Here is a 22,621-nt window from a genome sequence, read left to right on the forward strand (position 1 = left end):
AATTGTTTTTTTTCTTATTTTAACATTTTTTTTATAAATGTCAAATATACCGAGTTCTAAAATAACAACTCAAATATTCTTAGGTCTTTTTGATATGCCTAACCTAGCTCATTAATGATATAATATTTTTACAGGAACTTCCCACAGACGAAATTTATTTTCTAATGCTAAGAACCTAATCAAAATCGTAGATTTTACTTATATTCTTATATACTTGAGTTTTTATAATTAATATTCTAAAAGAGAGGTATCTTATGATTAATTTATTAAACAATCTTATAAATAACTTAGGTTATTTAATATTTCTAGCTTTTATTATTTCTAATTTATCTATATTCAAGAATATAATACAAAAAAATGAATTTCAAAAATTTGATCTTATTATATTATCTATAACATTTGCCATTTTTGGGATAGTAGGCACCTATTCTGGTGTAGATGTAAATGGTGCAATAGCTAATACAAGAATCATCGGAATAATGGCTGGTGGTATATTCTGTGGCCCTTTTGTTGGTATTGTATCTGGTCTTATTGCAGGTATTCATAGGTTAACTTATGACATAGGTGGCATAACCTCTATTCCTTGTGCTTTAACTACTATTATTGCAGGCTGTTTTTCTGGTTTTATATATAAAAGATGCTTAAAATATGAAAAATGGTTTTACGGTTTAATTGGAGGAATTATTATTGAGATAATTGAAATTTTTTTAATTTTATTATTATCAAAACCTTATTCTAAGGCTTTTCATATAGTAGAAAATATATATTTGCCTATGATTTTTATAAACGCTTTAGGTACATGCCTTCTAATTTTACTAATTCAAAGGATATTTAATGAGAGAGATCAAATAGCCGCAACCCAAGCTAAAATCGCTCTTGATATAGCAACTAAGACACTACCCTATTTTCGAGATATTAATAATAATTCCTTAAAAATTATTTGTTCAATAATAAATAATTCTACTACAGCAGCCGCTGTAGCAATTACTGATACTAATACAATATTAGCTCACGTGGGACTAGGCTCTGATCACCATATATGCACCGATAACATTCAAATTATTGCTACAGAGAAAGTTATCAACGATGGTATTATACGTATTTTAAACACGGGTGAAGAAATTAATTGTTTTTGTAAAATTTGTCCCCTAAAATCTATAATTATTGTACCTCTTAAGGAAGATACTAAAGTTATAGGCACCCTGAAATTATATTATGAGAAAGAAAATAGTATATCATGTACAACTAAGACACTTGCAAGTGGATTGTCTCATTTAATATCAACTCAGCTTGAAATAAGTAAGCTAGGCAAACTAAAAGATCTAGCTACAAAGTCTGAAATTAAAGCACTTCAATCCCAAATAAACCCCCATTTTTTATTTAATTCACTAAACACAATTGTATCTTTTATGAGGTTTAATCCAACTGGTGCACGGGAGCTTATGATAAACCTATCAAATTATTTAAGATATAATATAGATGAAATACAGACTTTCGTGGATATAAGTAAGGAACTTGAACACGTTAAAGCCTATGTAGAAATAGAAAAAGCAAGGTTTGGACATAAACTTAATATTAACTATGATATTGATAGAAGTGTACATATTAAAATACCGTCACTTATAATCCAACCCCTAGTTGAGAACTCCATAAAGCATGGAATTTTAAATGGTAAAGGATTTGGAACCGTGAATATAAAGGTAAAAAAATATAATTTAGATGAAGTTAAAGTTACAATAGAAGATGATGGTATAGGTATTCCACAAAATGTAATTGACATTATATATTTAGGAACAATTGAAAAAAATAAGATCGGTATCTCTAATGTAAATAATAGACTCAAATACATATACGGCACTGGTCTTATAATAGAACGTCTTCATACAGGAACAAGAATTAGTTTTGTTCTTAACAAAACTAAAAATTTTAATTTTGATATTATTTAAGAATTATAAAATAAATATGTAATTAGTAAAATAATTACTAATTATTTTACTTGTAAATCCCTTAGTAAAAATGGAGGTTAACCCTTATGAATTGTATTATACTAGATGATGAAATTCCAGCGATACGAGAATTAAGTTATTTTATTACTACTTTTAGTTCAATTAAAATACTAGCAGAATTTGATGATAGTATAGCAGCTCTTGAATATATGCAAATTAATTCTGTAGACGTAATTTTTCTTGATATAAGTATGCCAAAGCTCAATGGATTAGATTTTAGTAAAATTATAAATACATTAAAATCAAAACCTATTATTATATTTTTAAGTGCTTATAAACAATATGCAATTGAAGCATTTGAAATTGCTGCTTTTGATTATGTTTTAAAGCCTTACTCTGAATGTAGAATAATAAATACTCTTACCCGACTTGAAAAGTGTACTAATATAAATAGTTCCCCTTATATAAATAATAAAATAACTATTTGTAATAACGAAAAAATGTTTGTATTAAATGTAAATGATATATATTATTGTAAATCTCAGGAACATGATATATTTATACATATATCAAACGAAGAGTATAAGGTTTCATCAAGTACTAAGGAATTTTATAAAAAGCTTCCACAAAGCATTTTTTTTAAATGCCATCGTTCATATATTGTAAATTTGGATAAAATAACTGAGATAATCCCTTGGTTTAATAATACATATATGTTAAAACTCCAAGGGTTAGATGTAGAGATACCTGTTAGTCGTCAAAACATTTCACAATTTAAACAATTAATGGGCATATAAATGCATTTCATGTGTCCATTTTGTTCTTTGGTGCAACACTTATTGAAATCGTATACACATTTGTTATAATTAAATTGTTTAGGGCATCTTAAAATAACAATCCAGAAGTCTTTATATATTTTTTTGAAGATGCCTAATTTTATAATATTAAAGGGGATGGATTATTCATGGTATCATTTTTATTATCTATTGTTGCTTTATTACTAGGTTATTTTTTTTACAGTAAGATTGTTGAAAAAGCTTTTGGTTCAGATGACAGCATTGAAACTCCAGCAATTAGATTAGCCGATGGCGTTGATTTCGTTGCTATGCCCGGTTGGAAAATATTTTTAATACAATTTTTAAACATTGCAGGTCTTGGACCAATATTTGGTGCAATAGCTGGTGCTCTTTGGGGTCCTGTAGCTTTCCTTTGGATTGTATTTGGATCAATATTTGCAGGTGGAGTACATGACTATTTCTCTGGGATGTTATCTGTACGACATGATGGTGCAAGTATTCCTGAAGTTGTAGGAAAATATCTAGGATCTGGTTTTAAGAATTTTATGAGAGTTTTTTCAGTTATAGTTCTTATCTTAGTTGGCGTAGTTTTTATACTAGGACCTGCAGAGCTTTTAGCTGGACTAACTCCAACTAAATTCAATACAGCTTTTTGGGTTTATATAATATTTGCCTACTATATACTAGCTACTTTACTCCCAATAGACAAACTTATAGGTAAGATTTACCCTCTATTTGGAATTTGTCTTTTAATAATGGCCATTGGGGTATCTGGTGGTATAATATTTGGTGGGTATCATATACCTGAAATTACTTTAGCTAACCTTCATCCAAACAATCTACCTATTTGGCCATTGATGTTTGTAACAATTGCTTGTGGCGCTATTTCAGGTTTCCACTCAACGCAATCACCTATGATGGCTAGATGCATCACTTCTGAAAAACAAGGTAGATCAATATTCTACGGTGCAATGATTGCTGAAGGTATAGTTGCTTTAATATGGGCTGCGGCTGCTATTGCTTTTTTTGGAAGCACTGAAGAATTAGGTTCGCAAATGAGTGCTAATGGTGGTCAAGGTTGGGTTGTAAATATAATTTCTACTACATTACTTGGTAAAGTCGGAGGAGCTCTTGCTATATTAGGAGTTATCGCTTGCCCTATAACTTCTGGCGATACAGCCTTTAGAAGTGCACGACTTACTATTGCCGACTTCTTAAATTATAAGCAAGGTCCAATAAAAAATAGACTTCTTCTAACCCTGCCATTATTTGTAATAGGATTTATACTAACAAAAATAGATTTTAATATAGTTTGGAGATATTTTGCATGGTCTAACCAAACTTTAGCTATGATAGTACTTTGGACAGCTGCAATGTATCTTGCACTAAGAAAACAATTTCATTGGATAGCCACAGTACCAGCAGTATTTATGACTGCTGTATCTACAACTTATTTACTTGTGGCTCCAGAAGGTTTTAAAGTTTCACCTTCAATAGGATATCCTGTTGGTATTCTGATTGCTATAGGATCTCTTATATTATTCCTAATAGTAGCAAAGAAAAAAATTGAACTTGAAAAATAGTTTCTTAAGGATACTTTGTATAGTATTTTCAATAAGTATTAATTAATAACCTAATAAAGGAAGCTAGCTCACTGCTAGCTTCCTTTATTTACAATTATTTATTTGCCATTATATAATTACATCGGTCAATTATTTTTTAAAAGCTTTAACTTTAAATTCTATATTTGTATTAAACTGCCTATATCTTTATGGCACAAATTATCTTTATTATGATTAAAGCTACTACTGAAAATAAAACTCCTATTGAAATAAAGCTTATTACTATACAATTTAATATTAAAAGATTATGTATAATGCTATCAATATTAAAATTTAATGTAATAGCAATAATACTTCCTATAACACTTAATATAACTATAGCAAATATACCATCTATAGAATTTTTTAAATCTGCTTTACTTAAAGACATATGCGTGCTTATTGATACTGCTATAAATAAGTAAATCCAAAACCTAATATTAATTAGATTTTTTGCTACAAATATTTTTTTTACTATTATAGTCAAATTACTAAATAAAACATAAAAAAAGCCTTTAATGTTAAAGTCATTACTATCTAACACATACTCTTTAATATTAACCCTACTATAAATATCATTAAAACTTTCTGGCATTAGTATATAAAAGCACGCTACTAAAATTACTGTCCCAACTACTATAGGTGCTACCCCTATAAAAAAATTCCCAACTCTTTGATATATATTTTTCTTATTATAAGAATGTGACACATATCCTAGTTCAGAGCTTTCATTCGCCGAAATAGAAAACCACTTAACAGAATTAACCTTATGCCCAAATAACTTGCACATTATATAATGACTAAATTCATGGATAGTAGTTCCAATAATTCCAGTAACTATTACAGCTTTTCTACCAAATCTTAACTGAATAGTTCTATTACTTATACCTTCAATCCATCCAATTAGTAATCCTAATGTAATAAATGCTCCTATTATTCCAAGCGAAAATAAACTACTTAATTTTAATATTTCTATTATCATAATACCTACTCCATCTATTTTTATTTATAAACATAATACTATTATATTTATATGTGTAATTTATATTAACATTATTTCTTTTTAATTTCTTCAATATTATAAATTATTCTTTTTTAAGAATCTATTAAGGGAGCCTAAATAAAATAATAAGTCAAGATTTATGACTTATTATTTTTTTGAAGCTCCCTAATCATTATCATAATACATTTAATACTATTAGTAGTCATTAAGATTTAAGATAGAATCATCCTCATTAAAAGTATTTACATTATATAAAAACATTACATCTGTTATCTCTTTATCATTTATTAATTTTTCTAAATCATCAGCATAATATCTTAAATCTACCACATTTATTTCTCCATAGTGAGAAGTTAAAAATGGTAAAAAACTATTTGCATAGGAATCTTTTATAATTAATAGTTTCTTTTCCGGATCTTGTAGTGTTTTAATATTTATAAGAGGGTGATTTCCCCCAGTAAATACTTCATACTTATCTTTTTTATTTAATGCTGTACTATCAAAAAGACTAGTGCCCTTTTTTTGTTCTGTTATATAATTTACTAAAACTTTATCATTAGTATTAAAATAAACTTCTACTTCATCCGCTTCTTTACTTTCCAATCCTATTTTTGAGGATAAACTACCACTAAAAGAATCAGTTACCTTTTCTATAGTAAAATAATCTTCCTCCTTTGCTATTAATCCTAATTCACTACACATTGTCCTATAACCAATATAAGCCCCTTTACTGGTCCAATGATGATCCGTTTTATAATAAATATATTTATCTCTATTATCATATAAATTTTTATATGGATTTATAAATTTAATATTAGAATTTAACCCATCCTGTAATTTATCTATATACTCTAATTCATCGTCAATAGGTGCATATTTAGGTAGCTTTTCTTCTAAAACCTTGCTTGCCGTAGGCACTAACATAAAAGCAGTGCTTAGACTCTTATGTTTTTCAAAAAAATCATTAATAGCCTTAATTTTTTCATTAGTTTCCTCTTGATTTTCCTCTTTAAAATTGTTTATAAGCTGATTATTCTTCCCTATATATACATTATTACTTTTATTTTTTCCTAATAATTTATCTATATTTCCTTTAATAGCCACAAAAATATTTCTACCTGGGAATTGGTCAGATATATAACTTGTATATTCTCTAGAAAAATCTCTGTTTACAAAAGATTTTAAAGTAAATTCAGGTTTCTTACTTAAATTTCTATTTTCCTGTTCTGAAAATTCTTTATCATTTTTAAAAATTCCAAATATAGTTATTGTGAAAATAACTCCAATAAAAACAATAGTTATTATTGCATTAAGACTTCTATTAAATTTTCTAATTTTTTTTTCTTTCATATATATACTATATGGTTTTCTATTTGTTTTTTTCAATAAAAACACCTCGTCTTCCAGATCCTAAAACCTAAAGTATAAGAACGGATTATAACTTTCACTCACTAAAAAGGCTATGCTAACTATTAAAATCAAAGTTTGTATAACTATAATTAATTTCAAATCCATTTTTTTAAAATTGACATTTATTTTCTTATTACTTTTTATACTTAATTGTGTGCAAGCTATTATTGCTACAGCTAATATTAAGAAGTTTGTATAAACTATATACTTATCCATATTATTTATAAATAGATTATTTCCAAAACCAAACATTACTCCAATATATCCTATTGCTGAAGAAATGCTATCTGTATCAAAAAACACCCATCCTACAATTACAATAACCATGGTGTACATATGATTAAACACATCCGGTATTCTCTTTAAAATATTTCCTAAAAATATTTTTTCAGCGAATATTATCAGCCCAAAATATAACCCCCAAAATATAAAATTCCAGCTTGCTCCATGCCAAAGTCCAGTTGCAAACCACACTATCATTAAATTTCTAAATTGAATAACTAATCCGCTTCTATTACCACCTAAGGGTATGTACATATATTCTCTAAACCAAGAACCTAAAGATATATTCCATCTTCTCCAAAATTCCGTTACACTTTTTGAAGTGTACGGGAAATTAAAATTTTCAATAAAATCAAACCCAAACATCTTTCCAAGACCTACTGCCATATCTGAATACCCACTAAAATCAAAATAAATTTGTAATGTAAATGCACCAATCCCTAGCCATGCAGATACAATTGATATATTTTCTAATGGTAAGTTTTTAACTTCTGTCCATATTATAGATACATTGTTTGCTATAATAACCTTTTTCCCTAAGCCTATAATAAACCTTCTGGCCCCCTCCCCAAATTTATCCAAACTTTTTTTTCTATTCTTTAATTGTTTTTCCACATCACTATATTGTATTATAGGTCCAGCTACTAATTGTGGAAACATAAGAATATAAGCACCAAAATCTATTATATTTTTTTGTGGTTTTACCCTTTCTGTATAAACATCTGCTACATAAGATATTAACTGGAAAGTGAAAAAAGATATCCCTAAAGGTAATGGCAAATTTCTTATATGTAAACTCACACCTAATAAATTATTAATATTTTCTATTAAGAATCCATAATATTTGAAAAATAATAAAATACTAAGATCTATAATAATTAATGTTATAAATATAAATTTATGTTTCTCTTCATCTTTATGATTTTTTCTAATTAATAATCCTCCAAAATAATTTATTAATATGGAGATTAAAATTAGATATATGTACTGGGGTTCTCCCCAAGCATAAAATATTACACTTGATATAAGTATTATAAAATTTTTTCCTACACTAGGTACAATATAATGTAAAATTAAAACTGCTGGTAAAAATATAAATAAAAATATTAAACTACTAAAAACCAAAGTTAACCCTCCAATTCCCTCTTGAAAATTTCTGAAAAATAAACAGTCACATTGTGATATATTTTCTTTTATCTTACTTAAAGTCTTTTTTTATAGCCTCTTTTATATTATAAGAATCCTGTGAAATTATAAATATTAAATATTGACCTTCATCTTCCAATACAGCATTTTTAATTATTTCATACTTTTCAGGTCTATAATTTTTAAAACTTTCTGCCTTTTTATCTATTCTCTTCTGAATTTGACTCTTAATAATTGGTATGTTTTTTTCATCTTTAACCTTTAAAACTAGAATTTCATCTTCATCCATATTACTCTTTGGAGCATAATAAATAAAATCTTCTAAATCCTTTATATTTATGTAATATAATTTTTTGAGAATTTTTTCATTTCCCATATCCATTCTATCTAAACTAACACTTTTTTCTATACTATTTCTAATATCATCCATATTAGCTTGTCTTACCTTAACAATAGGATATAGCCCTATAAATATCACTACTATTATAATTATTTGTATTAAATAATATTTTTTATATGTACTTTTTTTCATAACCTTCCCTCAATTACAATTAATTTTTAAATATATTCTTTAAGATAATCTAACCAAATTAAATAAAATTCATATTTAAAATGTATTCCATCTTTTTCATGTAAGTAATCTTTTTTATTTATTTTTGTTTCTATATCAACATAATTAATGCCTGTTTCTGTAACAACTTCCTGTGCCTTCTCTCTAAATTCATCTAGATTACTATTTGTTAATCTCTCATTTATATTAACTGCCTTATCCATTACAGAAAGGGGTGAAATTAAATATATTTTTGTATTTGGTAAAACTTTTTTTATTTCATTAACAAGTTCAATATACTTTTCTTTAAACTTCATAGAATTATCAAATTCTATGACATCATTCATACCATATAATAAAACTACATTTTTAGGATTAAGGTTTGTTAAAGTATCTATGGTATTAATAGCTTTAATTACTGTATCCCCTTTATTAACCAATACGTTATATTCTTCTATTACTCCTAATTCTGATAAGCCTTCAGTAATGGAATCTCCCATAAAAATTGTACTTTGAAAATACTTGCTATTATTTTCTTCTCCTTGAGTTTGATTAAATCTATCTTCCTGTGCATCCTTATCTTGAAAATACTTATTCTTATATGTATCAATTTCATTTTCTACATCGCTTAAATTTCTTTGTTCTAATTGAACTAAAATTTCTTTACCTATAAAATTATTTTCATTAAAGCTTTTATTATCAATACCATTGATTGCACCCTTAATTATAGAAAAAATCAATATTCCACTCATTACCAATAAGATTGTTCTTTTCATCACTTCTCCCTCTTATCTTCTTTTATTTTTCGACATATTCTTTTAAATATCCCTAATTATCTTAATATAATAACTCTGTACTTAGGTTACAAAAGATTTACATATTTATTATAAAAAATTAACTTTCAAATATAATATAAAATAAAAAGGCGATTCATTACGAATCGCCTTTTTATTTTATATTATTTATTTTCATTAACTATTTGTTTATAAGCATCTAAATCTGTATGAATTTCTTGTGTTAATGGGTTACGTTTATTCTTAAATACCTTATAGAAATGATATCCAAATACCGCTATATTTGCAGCTAAAGATATTGCACTTACTATAAATAATGCTGTTTCATTATGTGATGACTTAACAGCAAACTTTGAAGTATCAACAAAGCTTGGGAATGACATAACAAACATCATCCAAAATGCTAAAGTTTGTGCACGACTTTGTAACCAAGTCCCTTTTTTTATAAAGAAAGCTGGAATTGTACATGATAATAATAAGGCTGCTCCCGCATAAAATGCGTGATCAGATACACAATTATACACATATGCAAAGTTCCAAAAATCATATGCAATTATCCAGAACCAAAGTTGATCTGGCCACAGCATGTCCTTATTTTTATCTTTCCCAATAAATATTCCAACGAAACCTGAAATAGTTATGATATTCAGAATACCTGCAATACCATTCATTATATTCCATGGTCCACCAATCATAAGCATTCCATCAACTACGCCATTGAAGCTATAGCATTGGAAATCACGAATAACCGCTTCCATAATATTAACTGCTAATATTATTGCAGGGAATGCTAAAAGATATTTGTTTTTACTTAATTTTTTACTATAACGTAAAGCCATAAATCCTAAACATCCTGCTAATGCTGAATATACTTTTGCCCAATGGAACCAAGATCCTACACTAGAGCCTGGACCAGCTGTATTTTTCCAAACTGCAAATGGTAATATTATTGGTAAAATTATAAATGATATAATAGCTATATATTTATTTCTACGAGCTAATTCATTGGAAAGCATTAATCCTCCAATCACTAAAACCCATATTACTACTGAATACCAAGGTATCGATTCAAATAAAAACATTTTTACTCCTCCATCTACTTCTTTTATTATTTTTGATTAACTCTTTCTAATACAGATTTTAAATCTACCAATATATCATTTGCTTCTGACATAGGTATCCCTGTATCTTCTAGAATATTTTCTGGTATATTTCTTACCTTTTCTTTAAGCTGCTGACCAATTGGAGTTACCCGTACAAAAACATTCCTCTCATCACTGATATCACGAGCTCGTTCTACCAAGCCCTTACTTTCAAGTTTTTTTAAAAGGGGCGTTATAGTACCTGAATCAAGATATAATTTTCTTCCTAATTCATTAACCGTAATATTATCTCCATTCCATAAAACCAACATAGCAATATATTGAGTATATGTTAGATCTACGTTCTTAAGATATGATTTATAACGTTTTATAGTTTCCTTTGAACAGGCATACATTATGAAACTAAGTTGATTTTCTAGAATTAAATTTTTATCACTAACCATAATGTTTCCCTCCATTTACGAATTAAGTTGTTATAAATTAAATTGTGCACAATTTATTTATTTCTATCATACTCCTCTAAAAATAGACTGTCAATAAAAACTTCTAAACACTTAATTATTATAATAAACTAGGATATTAAATCTCCTAGTTAGAAATTAGTTAAATCCATTTTATAATATAAAAATGGTGAGGTAGATTAGCCTACCTCACCATTTAATACTATTTTAATGTAGCGATTACTTCTATCTCTATCATCGCATCTAATGGTAATTTTGCAACTTGCACACAGCTTCTTGCTGGAAAATTCTTTGTGAAATATTCTGCATATACTTCATTTACTAAAGCAAAATCCTTTAAATCTTTTACAAAAACCATAGTTTTAATTACATTATCAAGATTTGTACCAGCACTTTCTAAAATTGCTTTGCAATTTTCTAAACTTTGCTTAGTTGCGGATTTTATTTCGCTCTCCATAACTTTTGTTTGAGGATTTATAGGTAATTGTCCTGATGTATATACTAAATCACCTATAATTACCCCTTGTGAATATGGTCCTATTGCTGCTGGTGCATTTACTGTATTAATTATTTTTTTCATGTTAATCTCTCCTTTTATAATAAGTTTTGTAGTTAGATATTACTGAGTTTCCATTATCTTTAAATATTATTTTTTATAAAAAGTATTTTTCAAAGGTAGTTCTGTTCTAAATATTTTATCTAACTTGTAATAAGCCCCTTGAACTGCGGCAGCTGTAGGAACACATGTTATTTCCCCAACACCTTTTGACCCAAAGGATAACTCTTGGCTATTTTTTTCTATAATAATAGATTCTATTTTAGGAATTTGAGTAGCTCTTAATAATCCAAGTGTTCCAAATTTTGCTTTAGGCACCGAATTTTCTAATTTATAATCTTCAGTTAAAGCATAACCTAATCCCATTACTACTCCACCCTCAATTTGTCCTTCTACATTTTTAGGATTAATAGCTCTACCTACATCATGAGCTGCCACAACTTTATTTAGCTTTCCATTTTCATCTAAAATCACTACTTGTGTTGCATAACCATAGGCAACATGGCTTACAGGATGTTCTTTTTCACTGCCCATCTTATCAGTAACTCCAGAGTATTCGCCTATAAATTCTAACCCCTCTAACTCAATCAAGGTTTTTTTAATTAATTCTTCCTTTAACTTAAGTGCTGCTATTTTAGTTGCCTCTCCAGTAAACACTGTTTGCCTTGAAGCTGTAGTTGTTCCTGAATTTGGGGTAATTCTAGTATCTGGCATTTCATGCACTATTTCTGAAGGATTAATCCTTAATACTTCTCCTACTATTTGCACTAGTATAGTTCCAAGTCCTTGTCCTATACAGGCTGCTGATGTTCTTATGTGTATCTTTCCATTTTCAATCTTTATCTTACATCTACCTACATCCGGCAATCCTACCCCTATACCTGCATTTTTAAATGCACAAGCCACTCCTGCTTTTCCTTTATTCTTATAATAAATATCTTTAACTGCTTCTAAAGTTTCGATTAATGCAGTTCCTTCATCTGCAACTTGTCCATTTGGAAGAACTTGTCCTGGTCTAATTGCATTTATAAATCTCATTTCAAAATCATCTATACCAACCATTTCAGCTAATTTATTTATATTACATTCTGTTGCAAAGTTTGATTGGGTAACCCCAAAGCCTCTAAAGGCACCTCCTACACAATTATTAGTATATACTGCAGTTCCTTCTATATCTATATTTTGATAGTTATAAGGTCCTGCCGCATGTGTACATGCTCTTTGTAGTACTGGTCCTCCTAATGATGCATAAGCTCCTGTATCTGAAATTATCTTTGCTTTCATAGCAGTTAATATACCATTTTCATCACAAGCGGTTGTTACTTCCATATCCATTGCATGTCTTTTAGTATCTACTATAAGGCTTTCTTTTCTACCTAAGCACATTTTCACAGTTCTTTTAGTAATATGAGCTAGTAGAGCTGCATGATGTTGACAACTCATATCTTCTTTACCACCAAAACCGCCTCCAACATACTTAGAGACTATTCTTAATTTATCATCACCTAATTCTAATAATGATCCAATTTCACGTAATTCATCATATATACTTTGAGATCCTGTATATACTATTAATTCATCTCCATCAGATACTGCAACTGTACATTCTGGTTCTAAAAATGCATGTTCTGTAAAAGGAACTTTATATCTATATGTTACTTTATATTTTGATTTTTCAATTACCTCTTCTGCATTTCCTCTTATTAAATGCTCATGTGATAATATATTTCCTGATTTGTGTATTTTAGGCGCATCTTCTTTAAGACCTTCCTCTGGTGATGTAATTGGAGTAAGTTCACAATAATCCACCTTTATTTTATCTAAAGCTAATCTTCCTATTTCTTCACTTTCAGCCGCTACTAAAGCTAAAGCATCTCCTAAATATCTAGTTTCCTCACCTATATCAATTAAGACTGGCCAATCTTTTTTTATATGACCTAAATATCTTTCACCTTCAATATCCTTAGCTGTTACAATTTTTATAACCCCGTCTAATTTTTCAGCTTCACTTATATCAATATTTTTTACTAGCGCTCTAGGATATTTAGTTCTTAATGCCACGCCATATATCATTCCAGGAAACCTTATATCATCTGTATATTCTGCAGTTCCCAATGTCTTATCATGAGCATCAATTCTTCCCATTCTTTCCCCTACTAAGCCTTTACAAGCTACCTTTGGGACCTCTTTATTTTCTCTTAATATTTCTGCCGCCATTAAAACTGCTTCTTCAATTTTCACATATCCTGTACACCTACATATATTTCCTATTAAAGCCTTTTTCACTTCTTCCCTACTAGGATCTAAATTTTTGTTAAATAAGCCTTTTGCACTAATTACCATACCTGGGATACAAAAACCACATTGTACAGCCCCAGCTTCAGTAAATGCATAAGCAAATGCATCTTTTTCTCTTTCAGTAAGTGATTCTATAGTATTAATATTTTTTCCATTAATTTTTTCTGTAGTTAATAAACATGCTTTTATTGCTTTTCCATCTAATAAAATCATACAGGTACCACAAGCACCTTCTGAGCAACCGTTTTTAACTGAGGTAATACTACAATCCTCTCTTAAAAACTTTAATATATTTTTATTTTCATCTGTTACTTTTTTTTCTCCATTTACAGTAAATTCAAACATTATTAATCACCTCTCAAATTCAAAACTTCTTCTTTCCATATACTTGCCTAAATGTTCATTTTCTTGAAATTCATTTTTATCCATAAACCTTTTTATCTTTATAATTAATCATATAATTTTCCCTTCTATGACAATTTACAAAATCTATTATGGGAGTGTTACCAAAGGAGCGATTGCTGCTTTGGTAACACTTTGGAAATTATCTGAGGTTTTGAAATTAGGCAATTCTAAATAAAAATGGTATGAGTATCAATTCCGCCTTTAAGTGCAATTGCCATTACTGGTTGTCCTTTTAATTATATTGTATTGATAAAGCTTTCTTTGGACATCTAGTTACACATAACCCACATCCAAAACATTTTTCCTTATCAATAATTAATTTTTCTCCAACCTCTATAGCCTCATATACACAACTTACTTTACATTGTCCACATTTTATACAAAGTTCCTGCTTTACAGTAGGTGCTATGGCTTCTACTCTGAAGTTTCTTTCTTCAGATTTCTTGTGTGCTAGCCCAATTATTTCATTTACATCTTTATATCCATGACTATCTAAAAATTCATTTAATTCTTTAGCAATTTTTCCATAAACCCCTGGACCTTTTAAAATTGCTTCTGTACAAACTTGTACTGATTGTGCTCCAGCCATTAACATTTCGGCAGCATCTCTTCCACAAGTAATTCCACCAACTCCTATTATTGGTATATTTATCACCTTAGAGGCATCATAAATATTTCTAATAGCTACTGGTTTCACTGCTGATCCTGATAACCATCCATATCCATTTTCACTTCCCATAATTGGATATCCAGTTTCCACATCAATAGCCATACAAGGTCCTAATGAATTTATCATTACAAGTCCATCTGCTCCAGCTTCTTCTAATGCTTTAGCTATTTTTTGAATATCTGTATGAGGACTCATTTTCATAAACACTGGGCAATCTAATGCAGCCTTAGCCGCCTTCATAGCTTCAACTATTGGAGCAACATCAGTTCCAACATAATGAGTTGATAGTTCTACAGCATCTGCATATGGTCTTACAAGTGGAGCAACTTTTTTTATTTGCTCTGCAGTATAACCCATGCTTACTATCATTGGTACTCCGGCTTCCTTTGCTCTTTTATACTCTTTTTCTATCCACTGCTCTTTTGGAAGTTCTGACCAAAGCTCTGTATTTAAAAAACCTGCATTTGTTTTTGCCATACATGGTCTTGGAACTGGTGCAGGTTCCACTGAAATTGTTTTTGTAACCAATCCTCCAGCTCCACCCTTTACTGCTAGAACGCATAAGTCTCCATCTTTTGCTCCAGGTCCCGCTGCTGTGAATATTGGATTATCAAACTCCATCCCTAATATATTAACTTTTAAATTTGCCATATCGTTAATCCTCCTACTAATTAATTTTTTAATAAATTTTCAGGCTTTTTTTATAAGTCTTTCAACAGCTTCATTAGCCTCATAAGTAATTTTTTCTTCATCAATATTAACAAGTTTACCTTCTTTTACAACAACATTTCCTCCAACTATGGTATAATCCACAGCCCCTTTAAAACCAACCGTTCCGAGTATTGACTTAGGATCAAATTGAGTTCCTACAAATTCTAATTTTTTAGAATTAATCATAAATAAATCAGCTGCCTTGCCTACACTTAATTCTCCAATATCATCTCTTCCAAGAACACTCGCACTTCCTTTTGTGGCAAGTTTTAATATTTCATATCCTGTTGGAGCATCTGTACTTGATTTTAATCTATGCAATAAATAAGCAACTCTTATTTCTTCTAATAAATTAGATCCATCATTACTTGCACTACCATCAACTGCTAATCCAACAGGAATACCCATTTTAATCATTTCAGGTATCCTTGCTATTCCCGATGATAATTTCATATTTGAGATTGGACAATGTGCCACTCCGCTTTGAGTTCTGGCTAAAATTTTCAGTTCATAATCATTAAAATGTATACCATGTGCATACCAAACATCTTTTCCAACCCAACCCAAACTTTCCATGTATTCAAGAGGTCTCATTCCAAATTTCTCTAGCGTAAACTTTTCTTCATCAATTGTTTCTGCTAAATGAGTATGTAATCTTACCCCTAATTTCCTTGCTAGCTTTGCTGATTCTTTCATTAAATCACTAGTTACACTAAATGGTGAACATGGAGCAAGTGCAACTTGATTCATAGAAAACTCCTTAGGATCATGAAACTTTTTAACTAATCTTTCAGAATCATAAAGTATTCTCTCCATTGTCTGAACTACCGAATCTGGAGGTAATCCCCCATCTTTTTTACTTAGGCTCATACTTCCTCTTGATGCATGCATTCTTATTCCTAATTCTTTAGCTGCTACAAATTGAGTATCTATTAATGTATCATCTACACCCTTTGGAAATACGTAATGATGATCAAAACAAGTAGTGCATCCACTTTTCATTAATTCTCCCATACCTACTAATGAGCTATATCTAATAACTTCACTATCTATTCCTTTCCAGATTTCATATAGTGTTGTTAACCAAGGAAATAACTCCATTTTTTGCACCTTGGGCAAATTTCTTGTAAATGTTTGATATAAATGATGGTGAGTATTTATAAGTCCTGGATACACTAACATATTTGTTGCATCTATACTTTCATCGGCTTCATATAACTCTTTTCCTATATATTTAATGACTCCGTTTTCAATAAGCATATTTACAGATTCGTATAAATTGTCATTCTTGTCACAACTTACCAAAGATTTGATATTTTTAATTATTAATCTTTTATTCATGGCTTCTCCTCCATGATCTCAATACTTTTATTAATACTAATTTTATCAAACATATCTGCTAATGTAATATGGGCGTATGCATCAAAATTATAATTTAATATTTTTGCCGCAAACCCTATTGCGTATCCAAGTGTAACCACTGTAACTACAGAACCAATTCCATAAGGACCTCCTACTACTATTCCTAATGCTAAGGCTACACCTTCAATAATTGATCTTATTTCAATAACAGATTTCTTTGTTGATCCTATTAAATATTCCATAAGTTGATCTCTTGACCCTACACCGATTTTTGCCTTTAGAGATATTACTATTCCAAAAGCAAATATCAGTATACTTCCTATTAACATAAGTATGCTAAAGATAATTGATTTAGGTTCTGAAATTTTAATATACTTATAAGTGAAATCAATAAAATATCCTATGAAAATTGTATTTAATATGGTCCCAACCCCAGGTATAATACCTTTATACCAAGTAAACAACATTAATATTAATGAAATACCCTGTGATGCTTGCCCGACTGTAATTGGCAAGTAATTTGTAGTCCCTGCCTGCAAAACAGCCCATGGACTTGCTCCAAGACCGCTTTGAATTGCTAATACAATCGAAAATCCACATAAAAATAATCCACATAAATTCATTGATATCTTTATTAACCATTGACCTAAAGTTAATTTCCCTTTCACAATAAAGGCCCCCGAGCTATTTTAATTTTTCCCATAACTTTTCAGCAACTTCTCTTGACTCATCAAATATTTTTTTCTCATCTACTGTGATAATTTCTCTATTTTTCATTATAACTTTTCCATTAATAATTGTTGTTTCTACACTTCTTCCGCTTAGTCCAAACATTATATGTCCATTTAAATTATTTTTGTTTATAGGTGTCAATGGATTATAATCAACAACTATTATATCCGCATATGCACCTTCTTTTAATATTCCAAGTGGTTTATTAAAATATTGTGCAGCTATTTTGCTGTTATTTTCAAATATCATTTTACTTGTTTCTGCAAATCCTACATTTGAATCACATAAATTATGTTTATGAATTATATTTTCCATCTTCATTGACTCAAGCATATCCGATGTATATCCATCAGTTCCTAATCCAACTGTTACTTCATTTTTCATCATTTCCATTACTGGCGCACAGCCCACAGCATTACCCATATTAGATTCTGGATTATTAATTACATTAGTATTTGTCTTTTTTAAAATATCAATTTCTTTTTTATTTATGTGAATACAATGAACTGCTAATGTTTTTTCTCCTAATATTCCAAAATCCATTAACCTTTCTACTACTCTCTTATCATGATATTCTAAACAATGATTTAAATCTTCAATTCCTTCAGCTGCATGAATATGATATCCTGCATCAAGGCCCTTCATACTTTCTACACATTTATTTAAACTTTCATCACTAAGGGTAAATGATGCATGCATTCCAAACATACCTTTTGTCATATCATCTTCTAAATTGCTTGCATAGTTAATAAAGTTAACGTTTTCTTTTATGCCAGTATTTAAAACCTCATCACCATCTCTATCGGAGACTTCATAAGAATAAACCCCTCTAATTCCTAAATCCTTAGCAGCATCGGCTATTATAAATAAGCTTCCCTCTATTGCCATAGGACTAGCGTGATGATCAAATACTGTTGTAACTCCATTTTTAACACAATCAATTAAAGTTGTATAAGCACTATATTTAATATCTTCTGACTTTAGTTTCTTATCTATTTTCCACCAAACATTTTTAAGAATATCTGTAAATTTTCTTGCAGGAGGGTTATCTAATATTAACCCTCTTGCAAAAGCACTATATATATGATGATGAGTATTTATTAATCCAGGCATTATAATATTTCCCTCTGCATCTATAAACTCATAAGCTTTATACTTTTCTTTAAGGTCCTGTGTATTGCCAACTTCTAAAATAATATTATCTTTTATTGCAATACATCCATTTTCTAAATAGGGTTTTTTATTATCCTGGGTTATTACTCTTCCATTTCCAATTAATAACATTATGCCACCCTCTTTAATTATATAATCTTTTACTGCCCTAATTCACCGTTCCAAACTATTTCTTTATACTTCTCTGGATCCGTATCTCCTTCTGTACTAAATAACAATACTTTTGAACTTTCATCTAATTTTAATGATTCTTTTAAATCTTTATATTTAGGATTTTTCATTATTTCATAAAGTAACCCTAAAGTAACAGCACCTGATTCTCCTGAAATTACTTTTTTGTCTCCTCTTAATGGATTTCCAAGTACTCTCATACCATTTGCAGCAACATAATCTGGAGATGAAACAAAAGTATCTGAATGTTCTTTTAAAACTTCCCATCCAATAGTATTTGCTTCTCCACAAGCTAAACCAGCCATTATTGTTTGCATATCTCCATCTACTATTCTTAGATTTCCATCATTAGCTACTGCAGACTTATATAAACAATCCGCTAAATTTGATTCTACTATTACTGTTTTTGGACAATCTTCATTAAATACAGAAGCAAAGAACCCTTGAATTCCTCCAGCTAAAGAACCTACCCCAGCTTGTATAAATATATGAGTTGGTTTTTCAACTTTATATTCATTTAATTGATTTAAGGCTTCAAGACCCATAGTTCCATAACCTTGCATTATCCATGCTGGAATTTCTTCATAACCTTCCCATGCAGTATCTTGTATAATTATTCTATTTTTTCCTTCTGCATATTTAGCTGCAAGTCTTACTGCATCATCATAATTCATATCAGTTATAGAAGCTTCTGCTCCTTCTAATCTTATATTTTCTAATCTTACTTGTGATGATCCCTTTGGCATATAAACCACAGATTTTTGTTTTAATTTATTTGCAGTCCAGGCTACTCCTCTTCCATGATTTCCATCTGTAGCCGTTACAAATGTAACTTCTCCTAATTCTTCTCTTAATTCAGATGAAATTAACTTTTCATAAGGTAATTCAGATATGTCTTTATTTAATTTTTGAGCCATATATTTTGCCATAGCAAAAGAACCACCTAATACTTTAAAAGCATTTAATCCAAATCTATATGATTCATCTTTTATATAAATGCCACCTAACCCTAAGTCCTTACTCAAATTTTCTAAGTTAACTAATGGTGTTTCCTTATATTGGGGAAAACTTTTATGAAAATCTCTAGCTTTAGCTATTTCCTCTTTACTTAAGAAATCTAGCAAATTTTCTTTTTTCAATTTAGGTAATGTATTCTTTTTCCATTTTATATCTTCTCTCATTTTTTCTCCTCCAAATCAACGCAATATTTATTCTTACTACTTTATTCTAGTACCAGTTTTTCCACTTATACCATCTTTGGCTTTTTCAAGAAGAGTAATTAATGCATATCTATCTTCTTTTGATGAAGCAAAATCTATTGCAGCCTCTACCTTTGGTCTCATTGAACCAGGTGCAAAATGACCTTCTTCCACATATTTTTTCATGTCAAAAGTAGTAACTTCATTTAACCATTTTTCATTTTCAGTTCCAAAGTTTATAGCAACCTTTTCAACAGCAGTTAAAATAATTAAGCAATCAGCTCCAAGTTCCTTTGCAAGTGTACAACTAGCAAAATCCTTATCAATTACAGCTTCTACACCTCTTAATTTGTTACCTTCCTTTATAACAGGAATTCCGCCTCCACCACAAGCAATTACCACTTGTCCAGCGCTAATCAAGCTCTTTATAGTTTCTATTTCCACAATACTAATTGGTTTTGGTGATGCTACTATTCTTCTATATCCTCTACCAGAATCCTCAACTACTTTATCACCATTTTTAATGGCAACTTCTGATTCTTCCTTTGTCATGAAGCTCCCAATTGGCTTTGTTGGGTTTTCAAAAGCACTATCTTTTGGATTTACTTCAACTTGTGTAATAATTGTTGCTACACCTTTATTTATATTTCTATTTAATAACTCTTCTTTAATTTGATTTTGTAGATCATATCCTACATATCCTTGACTCATAGCTACACAAACTGACATAGGACAAAGAGAATATTTTGAATGTAGATTATGCAATTCGCTCATAGCTACGTTTATCATTCCAACTTGTGGTCCATTTCCATGAGAAATAACCACTTCATTTCCATCTTCAATTAAGTCAACTATAGCTTTAGCAGTAGCCTTCACAGCACTCATTTGCTCTTCTAACGTATTTCCTAAGGCATTCCCACCAAGGGCAATTACAATCTTCTTTTTCATATTTTCCTCCTTTAACAATAGACACTAATTATTTAAATATTCTTTAAATATAGGCTCTTATGGATTTCACCACAAGAGCCTTATCCTCTAAAAATTATTTAACTTTACGAGTTTTACTTTCTTTTACTAGCTTATCTAAAACTTCTTGTGGATTTTTAATCTTACTTAAGAAGATCATAGATGCTATAATGTATGGTTTAAAACTGGCTTCTTTATATAATGATTTTCTGTATCTATCAAATACTGTAGCTGCAACTTCGCCCTCTGCGCAACTTACCCCAGTAATATCTGCTGGTAAACAATGCATATATATAGCCTTGCCTTCCTTTGTAGTCTTCATTAATTCCTCTGTACATTCCCAATCTTTATGTTCTGCATTTTGCTTAAGCAATTCTTTTTCTAATTGATCAATTCCAGCTTGATCTCCTTCTGAATATAAATTAGTTCTCTTTTCCATAGCCATAAACGGTGCCCAGCTCTTTGGATATACTACATCTGCATCCTTAAATGCTTCTTCCATAGAGTTCGTTCTTGTGAAAGATCCTCCGTATGTTTCTGCATTTTTCTTTGCAACTTCTTCAACTTCACTCATTACTTCATAGCCTTCTGGATGTGCTAGTACTACGTCCATTCCAAACCTAGTTAACAATCCGATAACTCCTTGTGGTACTGAAAGTGGTTTACCATATGATGGAGAGTAAGCCCAAGTCATTGCAACTTTCTTTCCTTTTAAGTTTTCGATACCACCAAGTTCATTTATTAAATGAAGTGTATCTGCCATAGCTTGTGTTGGATGATCTATATCACATTGTAGATTAACTAATGTTGGTCTTTGTTCTAAAGTTCCCTCAATATTTCCTTCTTTAACAGAGTTTGAAACTTCCTTCATGTATGCATTTCCTTTTCCTATAAACATATCATCACGAATACCGATAACATCAGCCATAAATGAAATCATGTTAGCTGTTTCTCTTACGGTTTCTCCATGAGCTACTTGTGATTTACCTTCATCTAAATCTTGTACTTCAAGGCCTAAAAGGTTACATGCTGAAGTAAAACTAAATCTTGTTCTTGTTGAATTATCTCTAAATAATGAAACTCCTAGTCCACTATCAAATATCTTAGAAGATATATTATTTTTTCTTAAGTCTCTTAAAGCTTCTGCCATTGTGAATACAGCCTCTAACTCATCATTACTTTTTTCCCAAGTAAGCATAAAATCCTCATTGTGCATATCTTTAAAATCTAACGTGTTTAGTTTTTCAATATATTTATCCATTATATTCATTGTAATTCCTCCAAT

19 protein-coding genes are annotated in these 22,621 nt (G+C 29.7%); 3 read left to right on the forward strand and 16 right to left on the reverse strand.

Annotated elements, in window-relative coordinates; translation table 11 throughout:
• Positions 1–254 precede the first annotated feature (254 nt).
• The 3 genes from J1C67_RS15720 (at position 255) to J1C67_RS15730 (ending at position 4,326) form a co-directional block, all read left to right on the forward strand.
• The gene (locus J1C67_RS15720; RefSeq protein WP_167865140.1) at positions 255–1,946 is read left to right on the forward strand and encodes a LytS/YhcK type 5TM receptor domain-containing protein; all 1,692 of its coding nucleotides are present in this window, start codon (positions 255–257) and stop codon (positions 1,944–1,946) included.
• An 86-nt stretch (positions 1,947–2,032) separates the two neighbouring features.
• On the forward strand, positions 2,033–2,743 hold the full coding sequence (locus J1C67_RS15725) for a LytR/AlgR family response regulator transcription factor (protein WP_167865141.1): 711 nt from the start codon (positions 2,033–2,035) through the stop codon (positions 2,741–2,743).
• Positions 2,744–2,910: 167 nt separating this feature from the next.
• The gene (locus J1C67_RS15730) at positions 2,911–4,326 is read left to right on the forward strand and encodes a carbon starvation CstA family protein (RefSeq protein WP_167865142.1); all 1,416 of its coding nucleotides are present in this window, start codon (positions 2,911–2,913) and stop codon (positions 4,324–4,326) included.
• Between the two features lie 178 nt (positions 4,327–4,504).
• On the opposite strand, the gene J1C67_RS15735 is transcribed toward J1C67_RS15730, so the two are convergent.
• The 16 genes from J1C67_RS15735 to ygeW form a co-directional block, all read right to left on the reverse strand.
• Complete coding sequence (locus J1C67_RS15735; RefSeq protein WP_089966213.1) at positions 4,505–5,326, reverse strand: metalloprotease family protein; 822 nt, start codon at positions 5,324–5,326, stop codon at positions 4,505–4,507.
• A 216-nt stretch (positions 5,327–5,542) separates the two neighbouring features.
• Entirely contained in the window at positions 5,543–6,733 is a 1,191-nt protein-coding gene (locus tag J1C67_RS15740) for a DHHW family protein (protein ID WP_244980254.1), read from the reverse strand.
• Positions 6,734–6,757: 24 nt separating this feature from the next.
• Positions 6,758–8,164: an MBOAT family O-acyltransferase gene (locus J1C67_RS15745; RefSeq protein ID WP_167865143.1), complete on the reverse strand. Its 1,407-nt coding sequence runs from the start codon at positions 8,162–8,164 to the stop codon at positions 6,758–6,760.
• A 73-nt stretch (positions 8,165–8,237) separates the two neighbouring features.
• Complete coding sequence (locus tag J1C67_RS15750; RefSeq protein ID WP_089966217.1) at positions 8,238–8,717, reverse strand: DUF4358 domain-containing protein; 480 nt, start codon at positions 8,715–8,717, stop codon at positions 8,238–8,240.
• Positions 8,718–8,743: 26 nt separating this feature from the next.
• The gene (locus J1C67_RS15755; protein WP_167865144.1) at positions 8,744–9,511 is read right to left on the reverse strand and encodes a GDSL-type esterase/lipase family protein; all 768 of its coding nucleotides are present in this window, start codon (positions 9,509–9,511) and stop codon (positions 8,744–8,746) included.
• Positions 9,512–9,693: 182 nt separating this feature from the next.
• Positions 9,694–10,611: a DUF5692 family protein gene (locus tag J1C67_RS15760; RefSeq protein WP_167865145.1), complete on the reverse strand. Its 918-nt coding sequence runs from the start codon at positions 10,609–10,611 to the stop codon at positions 9,694–9,696.
• Between the two features lie 26 nt (positions 10,612–10,637).
• The gene (locus J1C67_RS15765) at positions 10,638–11,075 is read right to left on the reverse strand and encodes a MarR family winged helix-turn-helix transcriptional regulator (RefSeq protein WP_089966222.1); all 438 of its coding nucleotides are present in this window, start codon (positions 11,073–11,075) and stop codon (positions 10,638–10,640) included.
• 220 nt (positions 11,076–11,295) lie between these two features.
• Positions 11,296–11,673, reverse strand: a complete 378-nt coding sequence (locus tag J1C67_RS15770; RefSeq protein WP_089966224.1) for a RidA family protein — start codon at positions 11,671–11,673, stop codon at positions 11,296–11,298.
• 66 nt (positions 11,674–11,739) lie between these two features.
• Entirely contained in the window at positions 11,740–14,292 is a 2,553-nt protein-coding gene (xdh, locus tag J1C67_RS15775) for a selenium-dependent xanthine dehydrogenase (RefSeq protein WP_167865146.1), read from the reverse strand.
• Between the two features lie 292 nt (positions 14,293–14,584).
• Positions 14,585–15,673, reverse strand: coding sequence for a 4Fe-4S binding protein (locus tag J1C67_RS15780; protein WP_089966227.1), 1,089 nt, complete (start codon positions 15,671–15,673; stop codon positions 14,585–14,587).
• 39 nt (positions 15,674–15,712) lie between these two features.
• Positions 15,713–17,074 carry an 8-oxoguanine deaminase gene (locus tag J1C67_RS15785; protein ID WP_167865147.1) on the reverse strand — a complete coding sequence of 454 codons (1,362 nt, stop codon included), beginning with the start codon at positions 17,072–17,074 and terminating at the stop codon, positions 15,713–15,715.
• The gene (locus J1C67_RS15790) at positions 17,071–17,763 is read right to left on the reverse strand and encodes a YczE/YyaS/YitT family protein (RefSeq protein WP_089966231.1); all 693 of its coding nucleotides are present in this window, start codon (positions 17,761–17,763) and stop codon (positions 17,071–17,073) included. The genes J1C67_RS15785 and J1C67_RS15790 overlap by 4 nt, the downstream gene beginning before the upstream one ends.
• 16 nt (positions 17,764–17,779) lie before the next feature.
• Positions 17,780–19,111 (reverse strand): putative aminohydrolase SsnA, encoded by a 1,332-nt coding sequence (ssnA, locus tag J1C67_RS15795; protein ID WP_167865148.1) that lies wholly within the window; start codon positions 19,109–19,111, stop codon positions 17,780–17,782.
• A gap of 29 nt (positions 19,112–19,140) precedes the next feature.
• On the reverse strand, positions 19,141–20,352 hold the full coding sequence (dpaL, locus tag J1C67_RS15800; protein WP_089966235.1) for a diaminopropionate ammonia-lyase: 1,212 nt from the start codon (positions 20,350–20,352) through the stop codon (positions 19,141–19,143).
• A 36-nt stretch (positions 20,353–20,388) separates the two neighbouring features.
• The gene (gene arcC / locus J1C67_RS15805) at positions 20,389–21,318 is read right to left on the reverse strand and encodes a carbamate kinase (protein WP_167865149.1); all 930 of its coding nucleotides are present in this window, start codon (positions 21,316–21,318) and stop codon (positions 20,389–20,391) included.
• 94 nt (positions 21,319–21,412) lie between these two features.
• Complete coding sequence (gene ygeW / locus J1C67_RS15810; RefSeq protein WP_167865150.1) at positions 21,413–22,606, reverse strand: knotted carbamoyltransferase YgeW; 1,194 nt, start codon at positions 22,604–22,606, stop codon at positions 21,413–21,415.
• Between the last annotated feature and the right edge of the window lie 15 nt (positions 22,607–22,621).

Origin of the sequence: Clostridium gasigenes, assembly GCF_017348895.1 — a bacterium.
Classification (GTDB): Bacteria; Bacillota; Clostridia; order Clostridiales; family Clostridiaceae; genus Clostridium; species Clostridium gasigenes.